Below are 19,520 nucleotides of genomic sequence, written 5' to 3'. Positions count from 1 at the left end.
TTGAAATGGAACACGTGGATTCGGCAGCTTCACCGCTGGCTGTCTATTGCTTTTACGGTGGCCGTCATCGTCAACTTCCTCGCCTTGGTACAAAAGGAACAAGCCGTCTGGATTGGCCTGTTGGCGCTGCTGCCGCTCGCCGTTCTCCTGGTCACCGGCCTATACTTGTTCGTGCTGCCGTATGCCGCCAAATGGCGCAGCGGATGATGCGGCGGATCAGAATGAACCAATGGCCAACGATACCCGAGCGAATAGCGAGCGGCTAACCATGACGAGAACGATGAAAACGAGGACGAGCGGCTCGAAAGAAGGAAAAGCAACAGACTCTGCATCCCGGCTGATCGATGCCAGAATCAAGGAACTCGGTGATTGGCGAGGTGAGATGCTCGCGAAGGTCCGAACTCTCATCAAGCAGGCGGACCCCTCTGTGGTCGAGGATTGGAAATGGCGAGGCGTGCCGGTGTGGTATCACGATGGAATAATCTGCACCGGCGAGACCTACAAGAGCGTCGTAAAGCTGACCTTCGCCAGGGGCGCCTCGCTCGAGGATCCCACGGGGCTCTTCAATTCCAGTCTCGAAGGCAACACCAGGCGTGCCATCGACATCCATGAGGATGACCGGATCGATGAAAAGGCGTTGAAGGCGCTCATCCGCGCCGCGGTTACTTTGAACAAGTCCAAAGCACAGGGCTGACCGCCACGGCGATCGACCCATGGGAAGGGACGGTGCGAGCTTGCTTGGCTGTGGTCGTGCGTGCGACGGAAGTCGCTGCCTGCTTTCCCTCAGTACCGGTACGGCTCGATGTCCAACAGCGGAAACGCGCTGAACGCATACGGCGGTTCGTCAGCCACAGCGAAGCGAACCGCTCAACGACAATAAGATGCCACCCAAGCCGTCCGGTTGAGTACAACCTTTCACGTCGCCATTCTGAGCCGGATTGTTTTTCTTCGACAGTCTGATCGTGGGTCGCGGTTTGGGCAGCTTCACGGCGCCTCGATTTGCATTCAGGGCCGTCAGCCGCCGCGAGCTTCGGCTGACCACGAACTTCCTGGTTTCAAGAACCGCCGCCGAGCTGATCGGCAGGACTAAATTCGCATTTGCGGGAGGAACGTCGTATGCGGCAGCGCCTTTATCCGACGTCGTCAGGGTGTCCTGCCCGAGGATCGTGCTCACCGTCGTTGGATCAGGCTCGCGCTCTTCGCCGGCGACCATCGATGCCGTCACCTTGGTAGCGAACAACCCGCCAATAAGTGCCAGGCTAAAGGCCGCGATCCAGACCGTCCTAGTCAATCTCGCCCCCGATGCTCGATCGCGCGTCTTCGCGACGGTAAAGAACGAGTTCAATCAACCTTAATTTTTTCTTATCGGCAATCGGAAACAGGATTTCGTCGAGTGCCGTACCGGATTGTAGTTAACGGAGGCGACTGGCGCGCCCGGTTTCTGATCGCGATGCAAACGCGGAACCCTTGCGTGGCCGTGTTCGCGCCGCTGGGCGCGGACCAGGCGCACGACAGGGATCTCGCTCGGCGTCGCCAATCTGCAGGAGGCGCTTCCGGTCCGGGCACTCTCTGGAAGTAACCGATCTGACGGTGATGTCTCTGGGAAGAAAACGAAGCCGCAGCCGAGCGGACTTCCGCTCAGTACCGGTACGGCTCGATGTCCAGCAGCGGAAACGCGCTGAACACATGCGGCAGGTTGGTCGGCGCCGCCTGGTGCAGATAGGATTTGTCGAGCTCGCCGAAGTTTCTCACGCCGAGCAGACCGAGGCAGCGGATCACTTCGTCTTCCAATAGCTCCAGCATGCGCCGCACGCCTTCTTCGCCTTTGGCGGCCAGCGCCCAGCATTGCAGGCGGCCGATGCCGACGAGATCGGCGCCCATCGCGATCGCCTTGACGATGTCGCTGCCGCGGCAGAAGCCGCCGTCGACCATGATTTTCGCGCGACCCTTCACCGTGTCGACGATCTCGGGCAGCACATGCAAGGCGCCGCGGCCGTGGTCGAGCTGGCGGCCGCCATGGTTCGACACGTAGATCCAGTCAACGCCGTGATCGAGCGCGATCTGGGCATCCTCCGCGGTGGCAATGCCCTTGATCACCAGCGGTATTTTGAACCTGTCCTTGATCAGCTTCACCGTGCGCCATTCCAGCCCCTTCTGGAAATCGCCGCCGGTGGCACGGACGCGGCTGGCGCGGACATAACGTTTGGCGATGTCGCGCTCGCGGCGACTGTAATGGGCGGTGTCGACGGTCAGGCAGAACGCCGAGTAGTTGCTGGCGGCCGCGCGGCTGACGACATCCTCGACAAAGGCGTCGCCGCCGCGGACATAGAGCTGGTACATCCGCAACGCATCGGGGGCGGCCTCGGCGGTTTTTTCCAGGCCCGGCTCCGACACCGAGCTCAGCATGTGGGCGGCCCCAAAAGTGCCGGCGGCGCGGGCGACGCTGGCCGCAGCACCTGGATCGAACAGTTCGAGCGCGCCGACCGGCGCGATCACCACCGGCAGCCGCATCCGGCGGCCGAATTGCTCGACCGAGGCGTGGACCTCTGCAACATTGCGCAGCACGCGCGGCCGGAACGCGATCTCGTCGAGCGCCATGCGGTTGCGGCGCATGGTGGTCTCGGTCTCGGCGGCACCGACGATGTAATCCCAGGAATTCTGGTTGAGGTTGGCGCGGGCCCTGCGGATCAGCTCGTGCAGGTTCTGGAATTCCTCGCCGCTGGCGCCGAGTTCGACCGTTGGCGCTTGGATGCGAGTTGCTTCGTTCATCATGTCCTCCCCGGGGATGCTTGGCAGTTTTGCGTTAGCCATTCGCCTATCGTTTCCCGAGCTTCCGCGCCATCCCGAAATTTGCTATGGCAGGTATCAACGGGAAGCACGCAGAAATCCCGGTTTCCATCGATGGGGAGGAAATGCCATGACAAGACTGGCCCTATGGGGGACGTTTGGCCTGAGCCTGCTCGGCGTAGGCACCGCAAACGCGCAGACCATGACCCTGACCAGCGCCGACATCAGGGAAGGCGGCACCATTGCCAATGAGCAGGTGTTCAAAGGGTTCGGCTGCACCGGTGGCAACCTTTCGCCGGTGCTGAACTGGAGCGACGCGCCCTCGGGCACCAAGAGCTTCGCGCTCAGCATGTATGATCCGGATGCGCCGACCGGCAGCGGCTGGTGGCACTGGATTGTGTTCAACATTCCCGCAGCCACGACGTCATTGCCGAAGGGCGCCGGTGACGGGAAGAAGAAGCTGATGCCGAAGGGCGCGATCCAGAGCCGGACCGATTTCGGCGCCGATGGCTATGGTGGCCCGTGCCCGCCGGCCGGCGACAAGCCGCACCACTACCAAATCACGGTTTTTGCGGTCGATGTCGACAAGCTGCCGGATGCCAAGAACGACATGGCTTCCGCGGCATTGGTCGGGTTCGATCTGCACTTCCATACGCTGGCGAAGGCGACGCTGACCGGACTTTACGGCCGCTGAAGATCAGGTGCGAGACGCCAATTCCCGACTTGTCGCCGCAATGGCCGGTCGCGGAGCCGCTAAGGATCTGAATATACTTCCGCTTTCAGCGTGGCATAGCGGACATGGCCGGAGTTGTCGCCGGCTCGGCCCGGTCGCGAATGGCCCTGAGCCGACGTATGGTGGTGCCAGCTTGCGCCGACGGTTTCAAATCGCAGTCATGCCGCCATCGACCGGGAGGTCCACGCCTGCGATGAAGCTTGCTTCGTCAGAAACGAGGAACAAGGCGGTCGACGCGATCTCCTCTGGGCGGCCGAGCCGCCCGAACGGAACGGCCGCGGCGAACTGCGCGCGGGCTTGGTCGGCCCCCTCTTTGGTCGGCCCCCTCTTTGGTAGGCGCCTGCTGCTCGAAAATCGGCGTGTCGATGGGCCCCGGGCTGATCGCATTGACCCGGATGCGACGATCCTTCAACTCCGCCGTCCACGTGCGGACGAAGGAGCGGACTGCCGCCTTGGTGGCACTGTAGGCGGTGAAGCCGGGGATGCCCTTGTTCTCGGCGATCGAGGTGATCACGATGATCGCCCCCCCGTCATTCAGAAGCGGCAGAGCCTTCTTCACCGTGAAGACCACACCCCGCGTGTTGATAGCAAAGACCTTGTCGAAGCTTTCCTCCGTCGTCTCGGCGAGCGGCTGAGGATCGACGATGCCCGCCCCGGCGAAAAGGATATCGATCTTGCCCTTCTCGCTGGCGATCTTGGTGTAGAGCCGGTCGAGATCGGCGAGGTTGGACACGTCACCCCGCACTGCAGCGACATTGCGGCCAATCACCGATACCGCCTTGTCCAGTTCCGTCTGACGGCGCCCGGTGATGTAGACGAACGCGCCCTCTTCAACGAAGCGCTTGGCGGTGGCGAGACCCATTCCGCTACTGCCACCAGTGACGAGGGCAACTTTTCCTTGGAGCTTTGGCATTTTAAATCCTCTTTACAAGATAGGAACGGCCGCGCCTTGAGCCTGTCGGGAGAACGGCGCGCTGGACGGTTGGAGCGCGCCGGAAACGATCGCCTGGGGCTGGTTCAGACGGAGCACATACCGCCGTCGACCAGCAGTTCGCTGCCGGCGACGAAGCTGCTGTCCTCGGAGGCTAGAAACAACATCGCCGCCGCGATCTCCTCGGGCCGTGCCATGCGGCCGAGCGGGATGTTCGCGGCATGCTTGGCGCGAACGGCGGCCGCCTCCTCGGGCGAACTGACCTCGGCGTCAATCAGCGGCGTGTCGCAAGGACCGGGAGTAATCGTATTGACCCGGATGCCCCGGTCCTTGAGCTCCATCGTCCAGGTCCGGGCATAGGAGCGCAGTGCGGTCTTGGATGCGGCGTAGGCGCTGCGACCGGGGAAGCCGCGCAGGGAGGCGACCGTACTGGTCAGAATGACCGACGCGCCATTGCTCAGGAGCGGCAGCGACTTCTGCACCGTGAACAGCACGCCGCGGGCGTTGACATCGAAATTGTGGTTGAAGCTCTCGATGGTGACATCGGCGAGCTTCACGCTGTTGACGGCGCCGATGTTGGCAACCACCACGTCGACCGTGCGGCCGTCGGAGGCGACCTTCGCATAGAGACGGTCGAGATCCTCGAGCTTGCGGACGTCGCCCTGCACGCCGACGATGTTCCGGCCGATCGAAGCGACCACCTTGTCCAACTCGTCTTGACGGCGGGCGAAGATATAGACGAACGCTCCTTCAGCGACGAACCGCTGCGCCGCTGCCAATCCAATCCCGCTGGTGCCGCCGGTAATTACGGCGACCTTGTTTTGTAATCTCGACATCGTTGCTTCCTTATTCGCTGGAGTCGGGCCCGGTGCGAGCCGTTCCCTTGAATAGGACCTTATCTAGCGGCGCTCTGCTGCCACCATCCTGTCAGCAGCCGGACGGCCTGATGGAATAGCGCTTATTCCAGGATGGAATGATCGTTCGGGAGGTGGCAGCTAAGGATGAAGCCCGAATGCCAGGCTACGAATTCGTCGCGGATATGTCGCGCGCCTTCCGGAGTTACGGTGCACTCAATCGTCTCGGCGCGTCGGGCCAACCTCGGCGTGATCCAGGCTGCCGGCCTCTGCCCCCCAGAGATTTGCGCGTAAAATCTAATTTCCCAAGGCGGATCAAGCTGTTTCTACCTGTCCAGTCCCTCTCTAAAAAATATTCTGGTTTTCCGAAATCGCAAATCGCCTTATAACCTCCGCCGTCCACCCCCACTCGAGGGGCGTATCGCGATCGTCACGGACGCGGGGTTGGATGCGATGGACGCGGGCGGCGCTTGAGACGAGAGCGTTTTGCTTGCGGACGGAGAAGTCGTGTGGTCCTGACGCCTCGACGCCGGCGTCAAGTTCGTGAGAAGCAAGCTTCTCAGGGATGACGGTGACAAGAAAGGCCGATCACCGGGGAGAGTACGAAGGAAACCGTTAAAACCATTGCGTGCGGGAATGCCGGGTGTTTCGGCGCAACCGTGGTGACTAACGCGCGTGCTTTCTACACTACACGCGCGGCTGCGGGTGCGCTGGCACCCGGCATTCCCCACGCCCTCTTTGGGCGAGAGATACATGCAAGCCTCGGGCGCCTCGCGCCGCGGGAGTTATACGCATGTCCAAAGGCCGTCATTGAGAGCACTCGCCTTGAGTGCCTCCCATTACAAATTGCTCATCAAACTTGCGGGATTCCGCCTTTGCCGCAGCGCGGTTGCGCGATATCGTTGCGGCACGAGAACACCGGGGGCGCGACCGGGTCACCGCCGTCCGACGCCGCACGAGGAAATCGATCATGACGGGAATGCTCTTGTTTTCGCCGCTGACGATCCGGGGCGTCGAGTTGAAGAACCGCATCGTGGTGCCACCGATGCATCAGTATTCCGCGGTGAAGGGATTCCCGACCGACTGGCATCTGATGAATGCGGGAAAATTCGCAGCGGGCGGTGCCGGACTCGTCATCGTCGAGTCGACCAAGGTCGAGCGGCGCGGCTGCGGCACGGTGGGGGATCTCGGCATCTGGGACGACGCCTTCGTCGAACCGCTCAAGCGTCTCGTCAAGTTCATCAAGCAGCAGAATTCGGTCGCCGGAATCCAGCTCGGCCATTCCGGCCGCAAGGCGCGCGCCAACCGCCCCTGGGAAGGCGACGGGCCGTTGAAGCAAACCCCTGAGATCGAGGACTGGGACGCCTGGTCGCCGGTGGCGCCGAGCGCGATCGCGCACAGCGACAAATGGCCGGTGCCGAAGGCGCTGGCACGCCAGGAAGTCAAGGACCTCGTGCAGGCCTGGGGCCAGGCGGCGCGGCGCGCCCGCGAGGCCGGCTTCGACGTGCTTGAGCTGCATGGCGCGCACGGCTATCTCGTGCACCAGTTCCTGTCGGAACGCTCCAACCAGCGCACGGACGAATATGGCGGCTCCGAATTGAACCGGATGCGCTTCATCACCGAGATCACCGAAGCGGTGCGTGCGCAATGGCCCGATGACAAGCCCTTGTTCGTGCGGCTGTCGGTGGAAGACAGTGCTGGATGGGGACCGGAACAGAGCGCGCGGCTTGCAAAAATCCTCAAGCCCAAAGGCATCGACGTGATCGATTGTTCCTCCGGCGGCATCACCGACCAGGCGCCGATCCTCGGCAAGGAAATCAAATACAGCTATCAGGTTCCGCTGTCGGAATATGTCCGCCGCCAGGCCGATATCATGACCATGGCAGTCGGATTGATCATCCATGGCGACCAGGCCGAGCAGATCCTGGAGGACGGGCAGGCCGATCTGATCGCGGTCGGGCGCGAAATCCTCAACAATCCAAACTGGCCGCTGGATGCTGCCTTGAAACTGGGCATCGAGGGGCCATTTCGAACAGTACCGCCGCAGTTCGGCTGGTGGCTGGGCACCCGCGCAAAGCGTGGTTTCGGCACAAAGCCGTCAACTTGGCAAAATGGCCTCAAAGATACCGGAAATGTGTTGTGATTCTGCGGCGTAGATTCAGCCGAATGGCGGGACACTGAAGCGCCGGTCCGTGGCGGGCGACAACTGATAGCGAGAAGGTTCCTGGAACGATGCGCAAGAATATGTTGTTTTTCCTCGGGGCGGCGGCAGGCGCCTGTCTGACCTTGCTCGTCACGACGCCGCAGGGCGCGCTGTCGGTCAATATCGCCAAGGCCGCGGTCGGCGGTGATGCCTATTCGCAGCTCAATCTGTTCGGCGAGGTGTTCGAGCGCGTGAGGGCCGACTATGTCGAGAAGCCCGACGACCCCAAGCTGATCGAAGGCGCCATCAACGGCATGATCTCCGCGCTGGACCCGCATTCGCGCTACATGAATGACAAGGCCTGGAAGGACATGCAGGAGACGACCCAGGGCGAGTTCGGTGGGCTCGGCATCGAGGTCATGATGGAGAACGGCCTGGTCAAGGTGGTGGCGCCGATGGACGACACGCCCGCGGCGAGAGCCGGTATCCTCTCGGGCGACTTGATCACCCAGATCGACGCCGACGCGGTTCAGGGGCTGACCCTGGAGCAGGCCGTCAACAAGATGAAGGGCCCAGTCGATACCGAGACCCACCTCAAGATCGAGCGCAAGGGCGTCGACAAGCCGATCGACGTCACGCTGAAGCGCGAGATAATCCGCGTACGCCCGGTCGCGTTCCACACCGATGGCGGCGACATCGGCTATATCCGGATCACCTCGTTCAACGAGCAGACCACCGACGGCCTGCACAAGGCGATCGCCGATATCTCAAAGCAGATCCCGCAGGACAAGCTGACCGGCTATGTCGTCGATCTCCGCAACAACCCCGGCGGATTGCTCGATCAGGCGGTCTCGGTGGCGTCGACTTTCATGCCGCGCGGTGAGGTGGTCTCGACCCGCGGCCGCACCCCGGAAGAAACCCAGCGCTTCACCGCGCATGGCGGCGATCTCACCAAGGGCAAGCCGCTGGTGGTCCTGATCAATGGCGGCGCGGCCTCGGCTTCCGAAATCGTGGCCGGCGCGTTGCACGATCACAAGCGCGCGACCCTGATCGGCACGCGTTCCTTCGGCAAGGGCTCAGTGCAGACCATCATTCCGCTCGGCAGCGGCAACGGCGCGCTGGCGCTGACGACGGCACGGTACTTTACCCCGTCCGGTCATTCGATTCAGGCGCAGGGCGTCAAGCCCGACATCGAAGTGCTGCAGACCGTGCCGGACGAACTGAAGGACCGTGTCGAACTGAAGGGCGAGGCCTCGATGCGCGGCCATCTCGCCGCCGAGGGTGTGGAGGCGACGGGGTCGCAAGCCTATGTTCCGCCCGACGAGAAGGACGACAAGGCGCTGGCCGCGGCCTACAACTTCCTGCGCGGCGTCACCGTCAATGCGGATGTTCCGGCGCCGCCCAAGGCGGCGGTTCCGAACTAGGCCCTTAAGCCGTGGAGGGCAGCCGCCGGCGCTTGCGCCCCGGGCTTGGCGGCATGGCCGCCGGCCGCTCGCGGGCCTGGAGAAACATCCGGCGGATCTCGGCGGCCGGTTTCGCTGGGCTGAACAGATAGCCCTGCATTTCCGAGCAGCCGAGCGCGCGCAGCAGTTCCTGCTGCTGCCGTGTCTCGACGCCCTCCGCGGTCGTCGTCATGTGGCGTTCGGTGGCGATGTTCACCACCGCCCGCACGATGCAGGACGATCCGTTCGCCTCGGCGATGTCGTTGACGAAGCAGCGGTCGATCTTGATCTTGTCGAACGGAAAACGCTGCAGATAGCTCAGCGAGGAGTAACCGGTGCCGAAATCGTCGAGCGCTATCCGGACCCCGATGCCGCGCAGCTGATGCAGGATGGCGAGCGCCGCATCGTCGTCGCGGATCAGCACGGCCTCCGTGATCTCCAGTTCCAGCCGGCTCGCCGGCAGGCCGGACTGCGCCAGTGCGGCGACGATCCTCAGCGCCAGCGTGCCGCTGCGAAACTGCACCGGCGAAACGTTGACGGCGAGCCTGATGTCGTCGGGCCATTTGGTGGCCTCCGCGCAGGCGGTCTCGAGCACCCATTCGCCGAGCTGGTTGATCAGGCCGGTCTCTTCCGCGATCGGAATGAATTCGGCGGGCGAGATCATGCCTCGCTCGGGGTGTCGCCAGCGTACCAGCGCCTCGCAGCCGGTGATCGTGTTGTCGGCGAGGCTGACGCAGGGCTGGTAATAGACCTCCAGCGCCTGGTCCGCGATCGCCTGCCGCAGATCCAGTTCCAGCCTGCGGCGCGCCTTGACCTGCGCGTCCATCTCGGGCTCGAAGAAACGATAGGTCCGCCGGCCGGCCGATTTGGCGGCATACATCGCCAGATCCGCGTTCTTGAGAATCTGGTCGAGGTCGACGCCATGCTCGGGAGCCAGCGCGATGCCGATGCTGGCGTCGGTGCTCAATTGGTGACCGAGGCATTCAAAGGGCTCCCGGATCGCGTCGAAGACCCGTTCAACGAGATCGGTAACCTCGGCGGTGGATCTGACCGCGGTCTGGACGATGGCGAATTCGTCGCCGCCCAGCCGGGCGACGAAATCGGAAGCTTCGACGCATCGGTTCAGGCTCGCCGCCACCGATTTCAGGAGCTCATCGCCGATCAAATGGCCGAGCGAGTCGTTGACGCTCTTGAATTCGTCGATGTCGATGTAATGCACCGCCAATTGCCCGCCGGGTGCGATGTTCGCCAGTTCCGCTTTCAGCCGTCCATGAAATAGGGCGCGGTTCGGCAGGTCGGTCAGCGCGTCGTAATGCGCCAGGTGCGTGATGCGCTGCTCGGCGCGGGTGCGTTCGGTGATATCCTCGTGGGTCGCGACCCATCCGCCGTCGGCCAGCGGTTCGTTGACGACCTGGATCGAGCGTCCGTCGGGAGTCTGGATGGTCATCGTCTGCCGGAGCCCGATGTCGCGCAGCACGCGGGAACAATACAGGTCGACGTCGCCCACGAACGACCCGGTGGCCTTGCGATGCGCGATGACCTCGCGGAAAGTCGCGCCCGGCTTCACGACCTTCGCCGACAGGCCGTACATGTCGATATAGCGCTGATTGCAGATGATGAGCCGCTGCGATGAAGCAAACAGCAACAGGCCCTGCGTCATGTTGTTGACGGCGGTATCCAGACGTTGCTTTTCCAGCCGCAGCCGCTGCTCCGACAGGCGGTGCTGATGCGACAGCTTGCGCACCACGAGATACAGCATCACCGTGATCACCAGCATCGCGAGGCCGGCCGCTACGATCAGAAACCAGATCTGGGCGCGCCAGTCGGCGAGCGCGGCCGAAGCGGTCGTCGTCGCTGCCACGATGATCGGAAACTCGCTCAGCGCACGAACCGCACCCAGCCGGTCTTTTCCATCGACAGGACTGACCGTACGCACGGTTCCGTGATCGGATTTCGAAAAGACACTCTGGAAGAACGGACCGTCGGCGAAATTCTGTCCGATCAGCGAATCCACGTGGGGATAACGGGCCAGCAGCGTCCCGTCGCGATGGAACATTGCGATCGCGGCGCCATCGCCGAGCGCCAGGCTGGCGAAGAATTTCTCGAAATTGGCCGGTTCAATCCCTCTTCCGATGACACCGAGAAACTCGCCACGGGGTCCGGTGATCTTGCGCGCAATCACGGTGGTCCAGACGCCGGTGATCCGGCTGTAGACCGGTTCGAGCAGCATGTCAGGCGATTGCGGGTCGTTCTTGAAGGTCTTGAAATAGTGCCGGTCCGCAACGCTGACCGCCGGAACGGGCCAGACCGACGACGAATTGATCAGCACGCCGTCGGAATCGAAAACGTTGACGCCGCCGACATAGGACAACGCACTCAGCTTGGCTCTGAGCATCAGATGGATCTCAGGGCTGGACATCCGGTACTTGTAACGCTCGATGCTATCGACCCCGCTCGATCGCATATAGGCGATCAGGTCGTTCTGAACGGCTCCGAAGTCATCGAGTTGCTGATCGAAGTGGCGCGAGAGCAACAGCACAGTGTTCTCCAGCTCGCGCTTGCTGTTGTCCAGCGCGCGCTCGCGGAAATTTCCGACCATGATCGTGGCGCCGATGGCGATCGCCGCGATCAGGAGCACCCCGCCGCCGACGAGCCAGCGGATCGGATTGTCGCTGACGGAGGCTTTGACGTTGAAGGTGGCGCTACCGTTTGCCGTCATTGGTCTTGATCATTGTCAGAGCCGAATGCCGGGAGCAGTTTCGCAATGTCCCGGCCCAGCACATAGCTACGACGGGCAAATGGAAGTCGGGTTAGGAAGTTGGGTTAACAGGAATTTAACGGCGAGCCCGCTCGCTCCTGAAGGCGCACGCCATGGCTCAATCGCCGGCGCGATAGTGCCCGGACTTGCCGCCCTTTTTCTCGACGAGATGGATGGCTTCGATGCGGATGCCGCGCTCCACCGCTTTGACCATGTCGTAGATCGTCAGACATGCCACCGACACCGCGGTCAGCGCTTCCATCTCGACCCCGGTCGGGCCGGTGACCTTCACGGTGGCGCGCACGATGCAGCCCGGCAGCTTGCTGTCGGGGGTGATATCGACGGTGACTTTCGACAGCGCCAGCGGGTGGCACAGCGGTATCAGATCCGAGGTCCGCTTGGCCGCCATGATGCCGGCGAGCCGGGCGGTGCCCAGTACGTCGCCTTTCCTGGCATTGCCGGAAATGATCAGCTCGAGCGTCGCCTTGCTCATGACGACGCGGCCTTCCGCGACCGCGGTGCGCTCGGTCGCCGGTTTGGCGGAGACATCGACCATCCGCGCCTCGCCCTTGGCGTCGATGTGGGTGAGGGCGGACCCTGTCCTGGAAACCTTTCGCGCCATCGGTCAGCGCGTGCCGGTGGCGCCGGACGCGGCGCCGCGCTCAAGCAGCGCACGGGTCGCCGCCGTCACATCGGCCTGCCGCATCAGGCTTTCGCCGACTAGGAAGGTCGATATGCCGACACGCGAAAGCCGCGCCAGATCGCTGGGCGTAAAGATGCCGCTCTCGCCGACCATCAGGCGATTCTCCGGAATCAGCGGCGCCAGTGTCTCGCTGGTCGCAAGCGTGGTCTCGAAGGTGCGCAGATTGCGGTTGTTGATGCCGATCATCGGCGAGCGCAGCTTCAAGGCGCGATCGAGTTCGGCCCGTTCATGGATCTCGATCAGCACATCCATGCCATAGGCACAGGCCGCGTCCTCGATATCGCGGGCGGCGCTGTCGCCGAGTGCCGCCATGATGATCAGGATGCAATCGGCGCCATGGGCGCGTGCCTCGGCGACCTGATAGGTGTCGAACATGAAATCCTTGCGCAGCACCGGCAGTCTGGTGGCCGCACGCGCCGCCACCATGAAATCGAGATGGCCCTGGAACGACGGCTGATCCGTCAGCACCGAGAGGCACGCGGCGCCACCGGCTTCATAGGCCTTCGCCAGCGCCGGCGGATCGAAATCAGCGCGGATCATTCCCTTGGAGGGCGACGCCTTCTTCACTTCGGCGATCAGTGCGTATTCGCCGTCACCAAGCTTTTTGCGGATAGCGCTCACAAAGCCACGCGGCGGTGGCGCGGCCTTCGCCAGCGCTTCGACGCTCGCAAGCGGATGGGTGCGCTTGGCGGCCGCGATCTCCTCGCGCTTGTAAGCTTCGATCTTGGTCAGGATGTCGGACATCGCGATCCCTGCGGTCAGTCGTTGGAGACCGCTATCAGACGTTTCAACTTTTCCAGCGCTGCGCCCGAGTCGAGCGACTTGATACCGAGCGCCACGCCTTCCCTGAGATTTGTGACGCGCCCGGCCACGATCAAGGCCGCCGCAGCGTTCAACAATGCGACATCACGAAAAGGGCTCGGCATCCCGTCGAGCACGCTTTGCAACGCGACGGCATTGGCGCCGGCGTCGCCGCCCTTCAGCGCCTCGCCGCCGACGCGGCTAAGCCCGGCTTCCTCCGGCGTCACCTCGAAAGTGCGGATATTGCCGTTCTCGAGGGCCGCGACGAAGGTCGGGCCGGTGAGGGTGATTTCATCGAGGCCGTCGGAGCCGTGCACCACCCAGACCGATTTGGCGCCAAGATTCTTCAGCACCTGCGCCAGCGGCTGCACCCACTGCCTTGAAAATACCCCGACCATTTGCCGGGTCACGCCGGCCGGGTTGGATAGCGGCCCCAGCAGGTTGAAGATCGTGCGCGTCGCCAGTTCCACCCTGGTCGGGCCGACGTTCTTCATCGCCGGATGATGCGAGGGCGCGAACATGAAGCCGATGCCGGCCTCCTGAACGCAGCGGCCGACCTGCTCTGGCCTGAGGTCGATCTTGACGCCGAGCGACGACAGCACATCCGCCGCGCCCGAGCGCGACGACAAGGCGCGATTGCCGTGCTTGGCGACGGGAACGCCGGCGCCCGCGACGATGAAGGAGGCGCAGGTCGAAACATTGACCGAGCCGGAGCCGTCGCCGCCGGTGCCGACCACGTCGATGGCGTCGGCGGGCGCGGTGACCCGCAGCATCTTGGAGCGCATCGCCGACACCGCGCCGGTGATTTCGTCGACGGTTTCGCCGCGGACGCGCAGCGCCATCAACAGCCCGCCCATCTGCGAAGGGGTGGCCTCGCCCGACATCATGCTGTCGAAAGCGGATGCCGCCTCATCGCGCGACAAGGTCGCGCCGGTGGCGACTTTTCCGATGATAGATTTGAGGTCGTCCATCGCGAACTTTCGAAATGCTTATTTATTTGAGCATGCTCTTTTCGGAAACCCGGTGCCCATTTTTCCGGATCATGCTCAGTTATTTGCGCCCGTGACCTGCGCGAAGGCGGCTTGATTGATCGTCGTGCCGATATCGGATTCGAGCTTGGTGACGTATTGCGCGATCTGTTCATCGGTCAGGCTGCGCTGAACGCTCTCCTTCAGTTTCTTGATGTCGTCCGAGGCAAAGTCGACCGGCGGCACGGTTACGTCGGTCACGCGGAACACGATCCACTCGTTGTTGGCGGCGCCGGCGGTTTGTCCGACGCCATCCTTGGCGGTGCGAAACGCCGCCGCGATCACCCCGGCGGGTACGCCGGGCAGCGAGGCATCGCGCTTGAATCCGCTGGCGGTTTCGACCTTGACCCCCGCGGTTGCGGCCTCGTCGGCAAGCTTGCCGCCCTGATCGAGCTTCTGGACCATTTCGGTCGCCTTGGTCTTGAGTTTGCTCATGATCTGGTCGTCATGCCAGCGCGCTTCGACCTGGTCCTTGACCTCGTCGAGGTTGCGCTCGCGCGAAGGCGTGATGCCGAGAACGTCGTACCAGACGTTGCCGCCCTTGAACGGAATCGGATCGTTGTCGACGCCCACGTCGCTGTTGAACGCCTGGGAGACGACATCGAGACCAACGGGAATGTTGGCAGCCGGCTGGCCGTCGGGAAGGCGGCCGGAGCGATCGACGGCGTCGATGGTGACGGCGGCAAGGCCCAGTTTCTGCGCGGCTTCGGTGACACTGGCGCCGCCGCCGCGTTCGTCCTCCATCTTGTCGCGCAGTTCGGCCACCTTGGTGCGCGCGCGCTCGGTGGCGATCTCCTTCTTCAGGCCGGCGGCCACGCTTTCATAGGTCGGTTGCGCGCCGGGTTCGATCTTGCCGATCTTGACCAAAGCGACGCCGAACCTGCCTTGCACCGGCTGGCTCACGTCGCCGGAATTGAGCGAGAAGGCCGCGACCGCCACCGCCGGATCGATAATTTCGGACTTCGCGACCATGCCGAGATCGACGTCGGCAGCGGCAAGCCCGCGCTCCTTGGCGAGATCGTCGAACGACAAGCCCGACGCGATACGACTGCGCGCCGTGGCGGCTTCCTCCACGTTCGGAAAAACCATTTGCGAGACTTCGCGCTTGTCCGGCGTTCCCAGGCGATCGCGGCGTTGCTCAAACAGCTTTTTGGCGTCGTCGTCCGAGACCTCGCTCCATTTGCCGATTTCCTCCGGCGTGATCGCGACAAAAACGATCTTGCGATATTCAGGCGCGCGGAATTGGGCCTTGTGGTCGTCGAAATAGGCGGCCAGCGCCTCCGGCGACGGCGGATCGATGGTTCCGGCCTGCGCGGCGTCGAGTTTGACGTATTCGATTCCGCGTTGCTCGTTCTGGAAGCGGCTGAGCGCCTCGATCATCGCTTTCGACGGTTCGAGTCCGGCGGAAATCGTGCCGGCGATCTGACGCCGCAGCGATACCTTGCGCTGGTCGGCGAGATAGCGCTGCTCGGTGAAGCCGAACTGCCGGATCACGGCCTGGAAGCGCTGCGGATCGAAATTGCCGTTGACGCCTTTGAAATTGGGATCGTTCAAAATCACGCGCATGGTCTCGGCGTCGGATTGTCCGAGCCCGAGCCGGCGCGCCTCCTCGTCAAGGGCGGCTTCCGCGATGGTTTGCTGCAAAACCTGGCGGTCGATGCCGAAGGCCCGGGCCTGGTCCGTCGTCAGCGGCCGTCCGAACTGGCGGCCGATCTGCTGCAGCTTTTCGGTGTAGAGCTGGCGGAACTCGTTGATCGAGATCTCGGTGTGGCCGATCGTGGCCAGCGTCGATTGACCGAAGCCCCTGAATATGTCGGCGATGCCCCAGATGCCGAAGCTGACAATCAATACGCCCATCACCACGGCCATAATCGTCTTGCCGAGCCAGTTTGATGAGGCTTTCCGCATTCCTCGAAGCATGGGTCCAACTTGTTTGCAGGAGGGAACCGGGTCGCGCCGAAGGGAAATTCGGGATCGAATTCCGCAAAAGGGCATCACCGGGTTGAGAAAGCATCATAAAGTGGCAACGGCGGCGTCGCAACCATCGTGGGGAGGCCAATTGAAGCGGTTAACGGCTCAAGGCCCCGCAGGTGCGTATCTGGAACTTGCCGCCGGGCTCTGCTAGCGCAATCGTGACCCACATACTCCCTTAGGGAATTCCGACATGACCGATGCCATCCGGCCGCTGATCGCCGGCAACTGGAAAATGAACGGCCTCAAATCCTCCCTGGCCGAATTCGAGGCCATGCTGGCGGGGGCCTCAGATGTCGCTGATAAAGCCGACCTGCTGGTCTGCCCGCCGGCAACCCTGATTGCGAGTTTCGCGGAAAGGGCCCGTGGTTCCAAGTCGCTGAGGGTCGGTGCGCAGGATTGCCACGCCAAGCCGTCGGGCGCCCATACCGGCGATCTTTCGGCCGAGATGCTGGCGGACGCCGGCGCCAGCGCCATCATCGTCGGCCACTCCGAGCGGCGCGCCAATCACGGCGAGACCGACGTTGAGGTCCGGCAAAAGGCGGAAGCGGTCTGGCGCGCCGGCCTCACGGCGATCGTCTGCATCGGAGAAACCCAGCATCAGCGAGATCAGGGCCAAACGCTCGATATCTGCCGCGGCCAGCTCAACATCTCGCTGCCGGATGGGGCGCGATCGGACAATCTGGTGGTGGCCTATGAGCCGGTCTGGGCGATCGGTACCGGGCTGACCCCCACCGCGTGGGATGTCGAGCAAATTCATGGATTTATCCGGGAACTCCTGATTGCTCGATTTAAGGGGGAGGGGGCCAGGATCCGGATCCTTTATGGCGGCTCGGTAAAACCCTCCAACGCCGCGGAGTTGATGGCAGTGGCCAACGTCAATGGCGCGCTGGTGGGCGGCGCCAGCCTGAAAGCGGCCGATTTCCTTGCGATTGCGCGCGGTTGCCCTTAACTAACGGCCAGGCGGTGCGGGGGGGATGATACTCCCGGGATGATCGTCCCCTTGTAGTCCCTTGGGGGTGACAATGCCCCTCCCGATCGTGTAACACCGCGCCACTTCAAACCCCGCAAACCGCCTGAATTGCCGGACCCCGGCGCTCTCGGTTTGTGACGGAAGGTCGAGATGCAGACTGTTGCTATCGTAATTCACCTGATGATCGTTGCGACCCTGATCGCGACGGTGCTGTTGCAGAAATCCGAGGGCGGCGGCCTAGGCGTCGGCGGCGGCGCCGGCTTCATGTCGAGCCGGGGGACAGCGAATTTGCTGACCCGCACCACGGCGGTGTTGGCGTTCGGCTTCTTCCTCACCAGCCTTTTCCTATCGTGGTATGCGAGCTACGACCGCAAGCCGAGTTCGATTATTGGCGCGACGCCGGCCTCGCAGTCGCAGCCGGCGGGCGGAGCAGCCCCGGTCGCCCCGCCGACCTCGGGTGGCATCCTGGATTCGCTGAAGAAAGCCGACGAGCAGCAGCAGAATCAGCCGCCTCCGGCGGGGCCGCAGGCGCCGCGTTCGCAATAAAGCAGGGGGGCCATGCAGGACGGCATCTGGCGTCCTGCATCAGAAATCCCCATCAAGTTGCTGATAACGCTTTAAATTCTCAGTCACCCACAGCTCAACAAAATGTTCGCTGCCGTCTGGCGATTCGCTTTGGCGAATCGAGCCGGTAGCCTTAAAGGTTAAGTCCCATGGCGCGGTACATCTTCATCACCGGCGGCGTGGTTTCTTCGCTCGGCAAGGGTCTGGCTTCGGCGGCACTCGGGGCGCTGCTGCAGGCCCGTGGCTACAAGGTCCGGCTTCGCAAGCTCGACCCCTATCTCAACCTCGATCCCGGAACGATGTCGCCGTACCAGCACGGCGAAGTGTTCGTGACCGACGACGGCGCCGAGACCGACCTCGATCTCGGCCATTACGAGCGCTTCACCGGGCGCCCCGCCAGCAAGGCCGACAACATCACGACGGGGCGGATCTATCAGGACATCCTGACCAAGGAGCGCCGCGGCGATTATCTCGGTGCCACCATCCAGGTGATTCCGCACGTCACCAACGCCATCAAGGATTTCATCCTCGACAGCAACGATGAGTTCGACTTCGTGCTGTGCGAGATCGGCGGCACCGTCGGCGACATCGAGGGCCTGCCGTTCTTCGAGGCGATCCGCCAGATCAAGAACGACCTGCCGCGCGAACACGCCATCTACATCCATCTGACGCTGTTGCCGTTCATCCCGAGCGCCGGCGAACTCAAGACAAAGCCGACCCAGCACTCGGTCAAGGAGCTGCGCTCGATCGGCATCCAACCGGATATCCTGTTGTGCCGCACCGACCGGCCGATTCCCAAGGAAGAGCGGCGTAAGCTCGGCCTGTTCTGCAATGTGCGGGAAAGCGCCGTCATCGAGGCCCGTGACGTCGACAACATCTATGCGGTGCCGGAGGCCTATCACGCCGCCGGACTGGACGACGAGGTGCTGGCGGCATTCGGCATCGCGCCCAAAATCCCGCCGGCGCTGCTACGCTGGAGCGAGATCAACGAGCGGATTCGCAATCCCGAAGGCGACGTCACCATCGCGATCGTCGGCAAATATACCGGCATGAAGGATGCCTATAAGTCGCTGATCGAGGCGTTGTCGCACGGCGGCATCGCCAACAAGGTCAGGGTCAATCTCGACTGGATCGAGAGCGAGGTGTTCGAGAACGAAGACCCCGCGCCGTTCCTTGAGCACGTCAACGGGATCCTGGTGCCCGGTGGATTCGGCCAGCGCGGCGCCGAGGGCAAGATCCGCGCGGCGCAGTTCGCCAGGGAGCGCGACGTGCCCTATTTCGGCATCTGCTTCGGTATGCAGATGGCCGTGATCGAGGCCGCGCGCAATCTGGTCGGCATCGAACAGGCCAATTCCACCGAGTTCGGCCCGACGCCGGAACCCCTGGTCGGCCTGATGACGGAATGGCTGCGCGGCAATGAGCTGGAGAAGCGGACGAAATCGGGCGATCTCGGCGGTACCATGCGGCTTGGCGCCTATCCCGCGGCGCTCAAGCGCGGCAGCCGGGTGTCGGAGGTTTACGGCGGCGCCACCGAGATATCGGAGCGCCACCGCCACCGCTACGAGGTCAACACCGCCTACAAGGACCGGCTGGAACAGCACGGGCTGAAGTTCTCAGGGCTCTCGCCCGACGGCGTATTGCCGGAAATCGTCGAGTACGAGGACCATCCCTGGTTCATCGGGGTGCAATTCCACCCCGAGCTGAAATCGCGCCCGTTCGAACCGCATCCCTTGTTCGCGTCGTTCATTCAGGCCGCGATGGTGCAGTCGCGGCTGGTATAGACGCCCTGCATCGTCGGCCTTTGACGAGCGCGCGGATTATTGCGACAAATC

The 19,520-nt window shown here is 63.1% G+C and carries 16 protein-coding genes and 1 pseudogene; 8 read left to right on the top strand and 9 right to left on the bottom strand.

Going from position 1 to position 19,520, the window contains the following annotated elements; translation table 11 throughout:
* Window positions 1-207, top strand: coding sequence for a hypothetical protein (locus B5525_RS32760; protein WP_079569873.1), 207 nt, complete (start codon window positions 1-3; stop codon window positions 205-207).
* A 61-nt stretch (window positions 208-268) separates the two neighbouring features.
* Window positions 269-694, top strand: a complete 426-nt coding sequence (locus tag B5525_RS32755; protein ID WP_079574100.1) for a DUF1801 domain-containing protein — start codon at window positions 269-271, stop codon at window positions 692-694.
* A gap of 150 nt (window positions 695-844) precedes the next feature.
* Here B5525_RS32755 and B5525_RS32750 read toward each other — a convergent pair whose 3' ends face one another.
* Together B5525_RS32750 and B5525_RS32745 are read right to left on the bottom strand one after the other, a co-directional pair.
* Window positions 845-1,291: a hypothetical protein gene (locus tag B5525_RS32750; protein ID WP_154073585.1), complete on the bottom strand. Its 447-nt coding sequence runs from the start codon at window positions 1,289-1,291 to the stop codon at window positions 845-847.
* 347 nt (window positions 1,292-1,638) lie between these two features.
* Window positions 1,639-2,769, bottom strand: a complete 1,131-nt coding sequence (locus B5525_RS32745; protein WP_079574098.1) for an alpha-hydroxy acid oxidase — start codon at window positions 2,767-2,769, stop codon at window positions 1,639-1,641.
* A gap of 148 nt (window positions 2,770-2,917) precedes the next feature.
* Between B5525_RS32745 and B5525_RS32740 the strand changes: the two genes are divergently transcribed.
* Complete coding sequence (locus B5525_RS32740) at window positions 2,918-3,481, top strand: YbhB/YbcL family Raf kinase inhibitor-like protein (RefSeq protein WP_425305225.1); 564 nt, start codon at window positions 2,918-2,920, stop codon at window positions 3,479-3,481.
* A 186-nt stretch (window positions 3,482-3,667) separates the two neighbouring features.
* Here B5525_RS32740 and B5525_RS32735 read toward each other — a convergent pair.
* Window positions 3,668-4,433: pseudogene (locus B5525_RS32735) on the bottom strand (SDR family NAD(P)-dependent oxidoreductase).
* A 104-nt stretch (window positions 4,434-4,537) separates the two neighbouring features.
* On the bottom strand, window positions 4,538-5,287 hold the full coding sequence (locus B5525_RS32730; protein WP_079569870.1) for an SDR family NAD(P)-dependent oxidoreductase: 750 nt from the start codon (window positions 5,285-5,287) through the stop codon (window positions 4,538-4,540).
* A gap of 988 nt (window positions 5,288-6,275) precedes the next feature.
* Here B5525_RS32730 and B5525_RS32725 point away from each other — a divergent pair.
* Both B5525_RS32725 and B5525_RS32720 read left to right on the top strand, forming a co-directional pair.
* Window positions 6,276-7,448: an NADH:flavin oxidoreductase/NADH oxidase gene (locus tag B5525_RS32725; RefSeq protein ID WP_154073584.1), complete on the top strand. Its 1,173-nt coding sequence runs from the start codon at window positions 6,276-6,278 to the stop codon at window positions 7,446-7,448.
* Window positions 7,449-7,537: 89 nt separating this feature from the next.
* Entirely contained in the window at window positions 7,538-8,872 is a 1,335-nt protein-coding gene (locus B5525_RS32720) for a S41 family peptidase (RefSeq protein WP_079569868.1), read from the top strand.
* Window positions 8,873-8,876: 4 nt separating this feature from the next.
* On the opposite strand, the gene B5525_RS32715 is transcribed toward B5525_RS32720, so the two are convergent.
* The 5 genes from B5525_RS32715 to B5525_RS32695 all read right to left on the bottom strand — a co-directional run bounded on the left by B5525_RS32715 (window position 8,877) and on the right by B5525_RS32695 (window position 16,100).
* A complete protein-coding gene (locus B5525_RS32715; RefSeq protein ID WP_079569866.1) occupies window positions 8,877-11,609 on the bottom strand; it encodes a bifunctional diguanylate cyclase/phosphodiesterase in 2,733 nt (910 codons plus the stop codon).
* 157 nt (window positions 11,610-11,766) lie between these two features.
* Window positions 11,767-12,270 (bottom strand): cyclic pyranopterin monophosphate synthase MoaC, encoded by a 504-nt coding sequence (gene moaC / locus B5525_RS32710; protein WP_079569865.1) that lies wholly within the window; start codon window positions 12,268-12,270, stop codon window positions 11,767-11,769.
* Window positions 12,271-12,273: 3 nt separating this feature from the next.
* Window positions 12,274-13,095 carry an indole-3-glycerol phosphate synthase TrpC gene (gene trpC, locus B5525_RS32705; RefSeq protein WP_079569863.1) on the bottom strand — a complete coding sequence of 274 codons (822 nt, stop codon included), beginning with the start codon at window positions 13,093-13,095 and terminating at the stop codon, window positions 12,274-12,276.
* Window positions 13,096-13,109: 14 nt separating this feature from the next.
* A complete protein-coding gene (trpD, locus tag B5525_RS32700; RefSeq protein ID WP_079569862.1) occupies window positions 13,110-14,123 on the bottom strand; it encodes an anthranilate phosphoribosyltransferase in 1,014 nt (337 codons plus the stop codon).
* Between the two features lie 75 nt (window positions 14,124-14,198).
* Window positions 14,199-16,100, bottom strand: a complete 1,902-nt coding sequence (locus tag B5525_RS32695) for a peptidylprolyl isomerase (RefSeq protein ID WP_079569860.1) — start codon at window positions 16,098-16,100, stop codon at window positions 14,199-14,201.
* Between the two features lie 244 nt (window positions 16,101-16,344).
* On the opposite strand from B5525_RS32695, the gene tpiA reads away from it, so the two are divergent.
* The 3 genes from tpiA to B5525_RS32680 all read left to right on the top strand — a co-directional run bounded on the left by tpiA (window position 16,345) and on the right by B5525_RS32680 (window position 19,469).
* Window positions 16,345-17,103: a triose-phosphate isomerase gene (gene tpiA / locus B5525_RS32690; protein ID WP_079569859.1), complete on the top strand. Its 759-nt coding sequence runs from the start codon at window positions 16,345-16,347 to the stop codon at window positions 17,101-17,103.
* Window positions 17,104-17,274: 171 nt separating this feature from the next.
* A complete protein-coding gene (gene secG, locus B5525_RS32685; RefSeq protein ID WP_079569857.1) occupies window positions 17,275-17,670 on the top strand; it encodes a preprotein translocase subunit SecG in 396 nt (131 codons plus the stop codon).
* Between the two features lie 167 nt (window positions 17,671-17,837).
* Window positions 17,838-19,469, top strand: coding sequence for a CTP synthase (locus B5525_RS32680; protein ID WP_079569856.1), 1,632 nt, complete (start codon window positions 17,838-17,840; stop codon window positions 19,467-19,469).
* Window positions 19,470-19,520: the final 51 nt, after the last annotated feature.

Origin of the sequence: Bradyrhizobium erythrophlei (assembly GCF_900129505.1) — a bacterium.
Classification (GTDB): Bacteria; Pseudomonadota; Alphaproteobacteria; order Rhizobiales; family Xanthobacteraceae; genus Bradyrhizobium; species Bradyrhizobium erythrophlei_D.
Note: the sequence above shows the minus strand (reverse complement) of the source record. Positions and strands in the feature narration are given on the sequence as shown.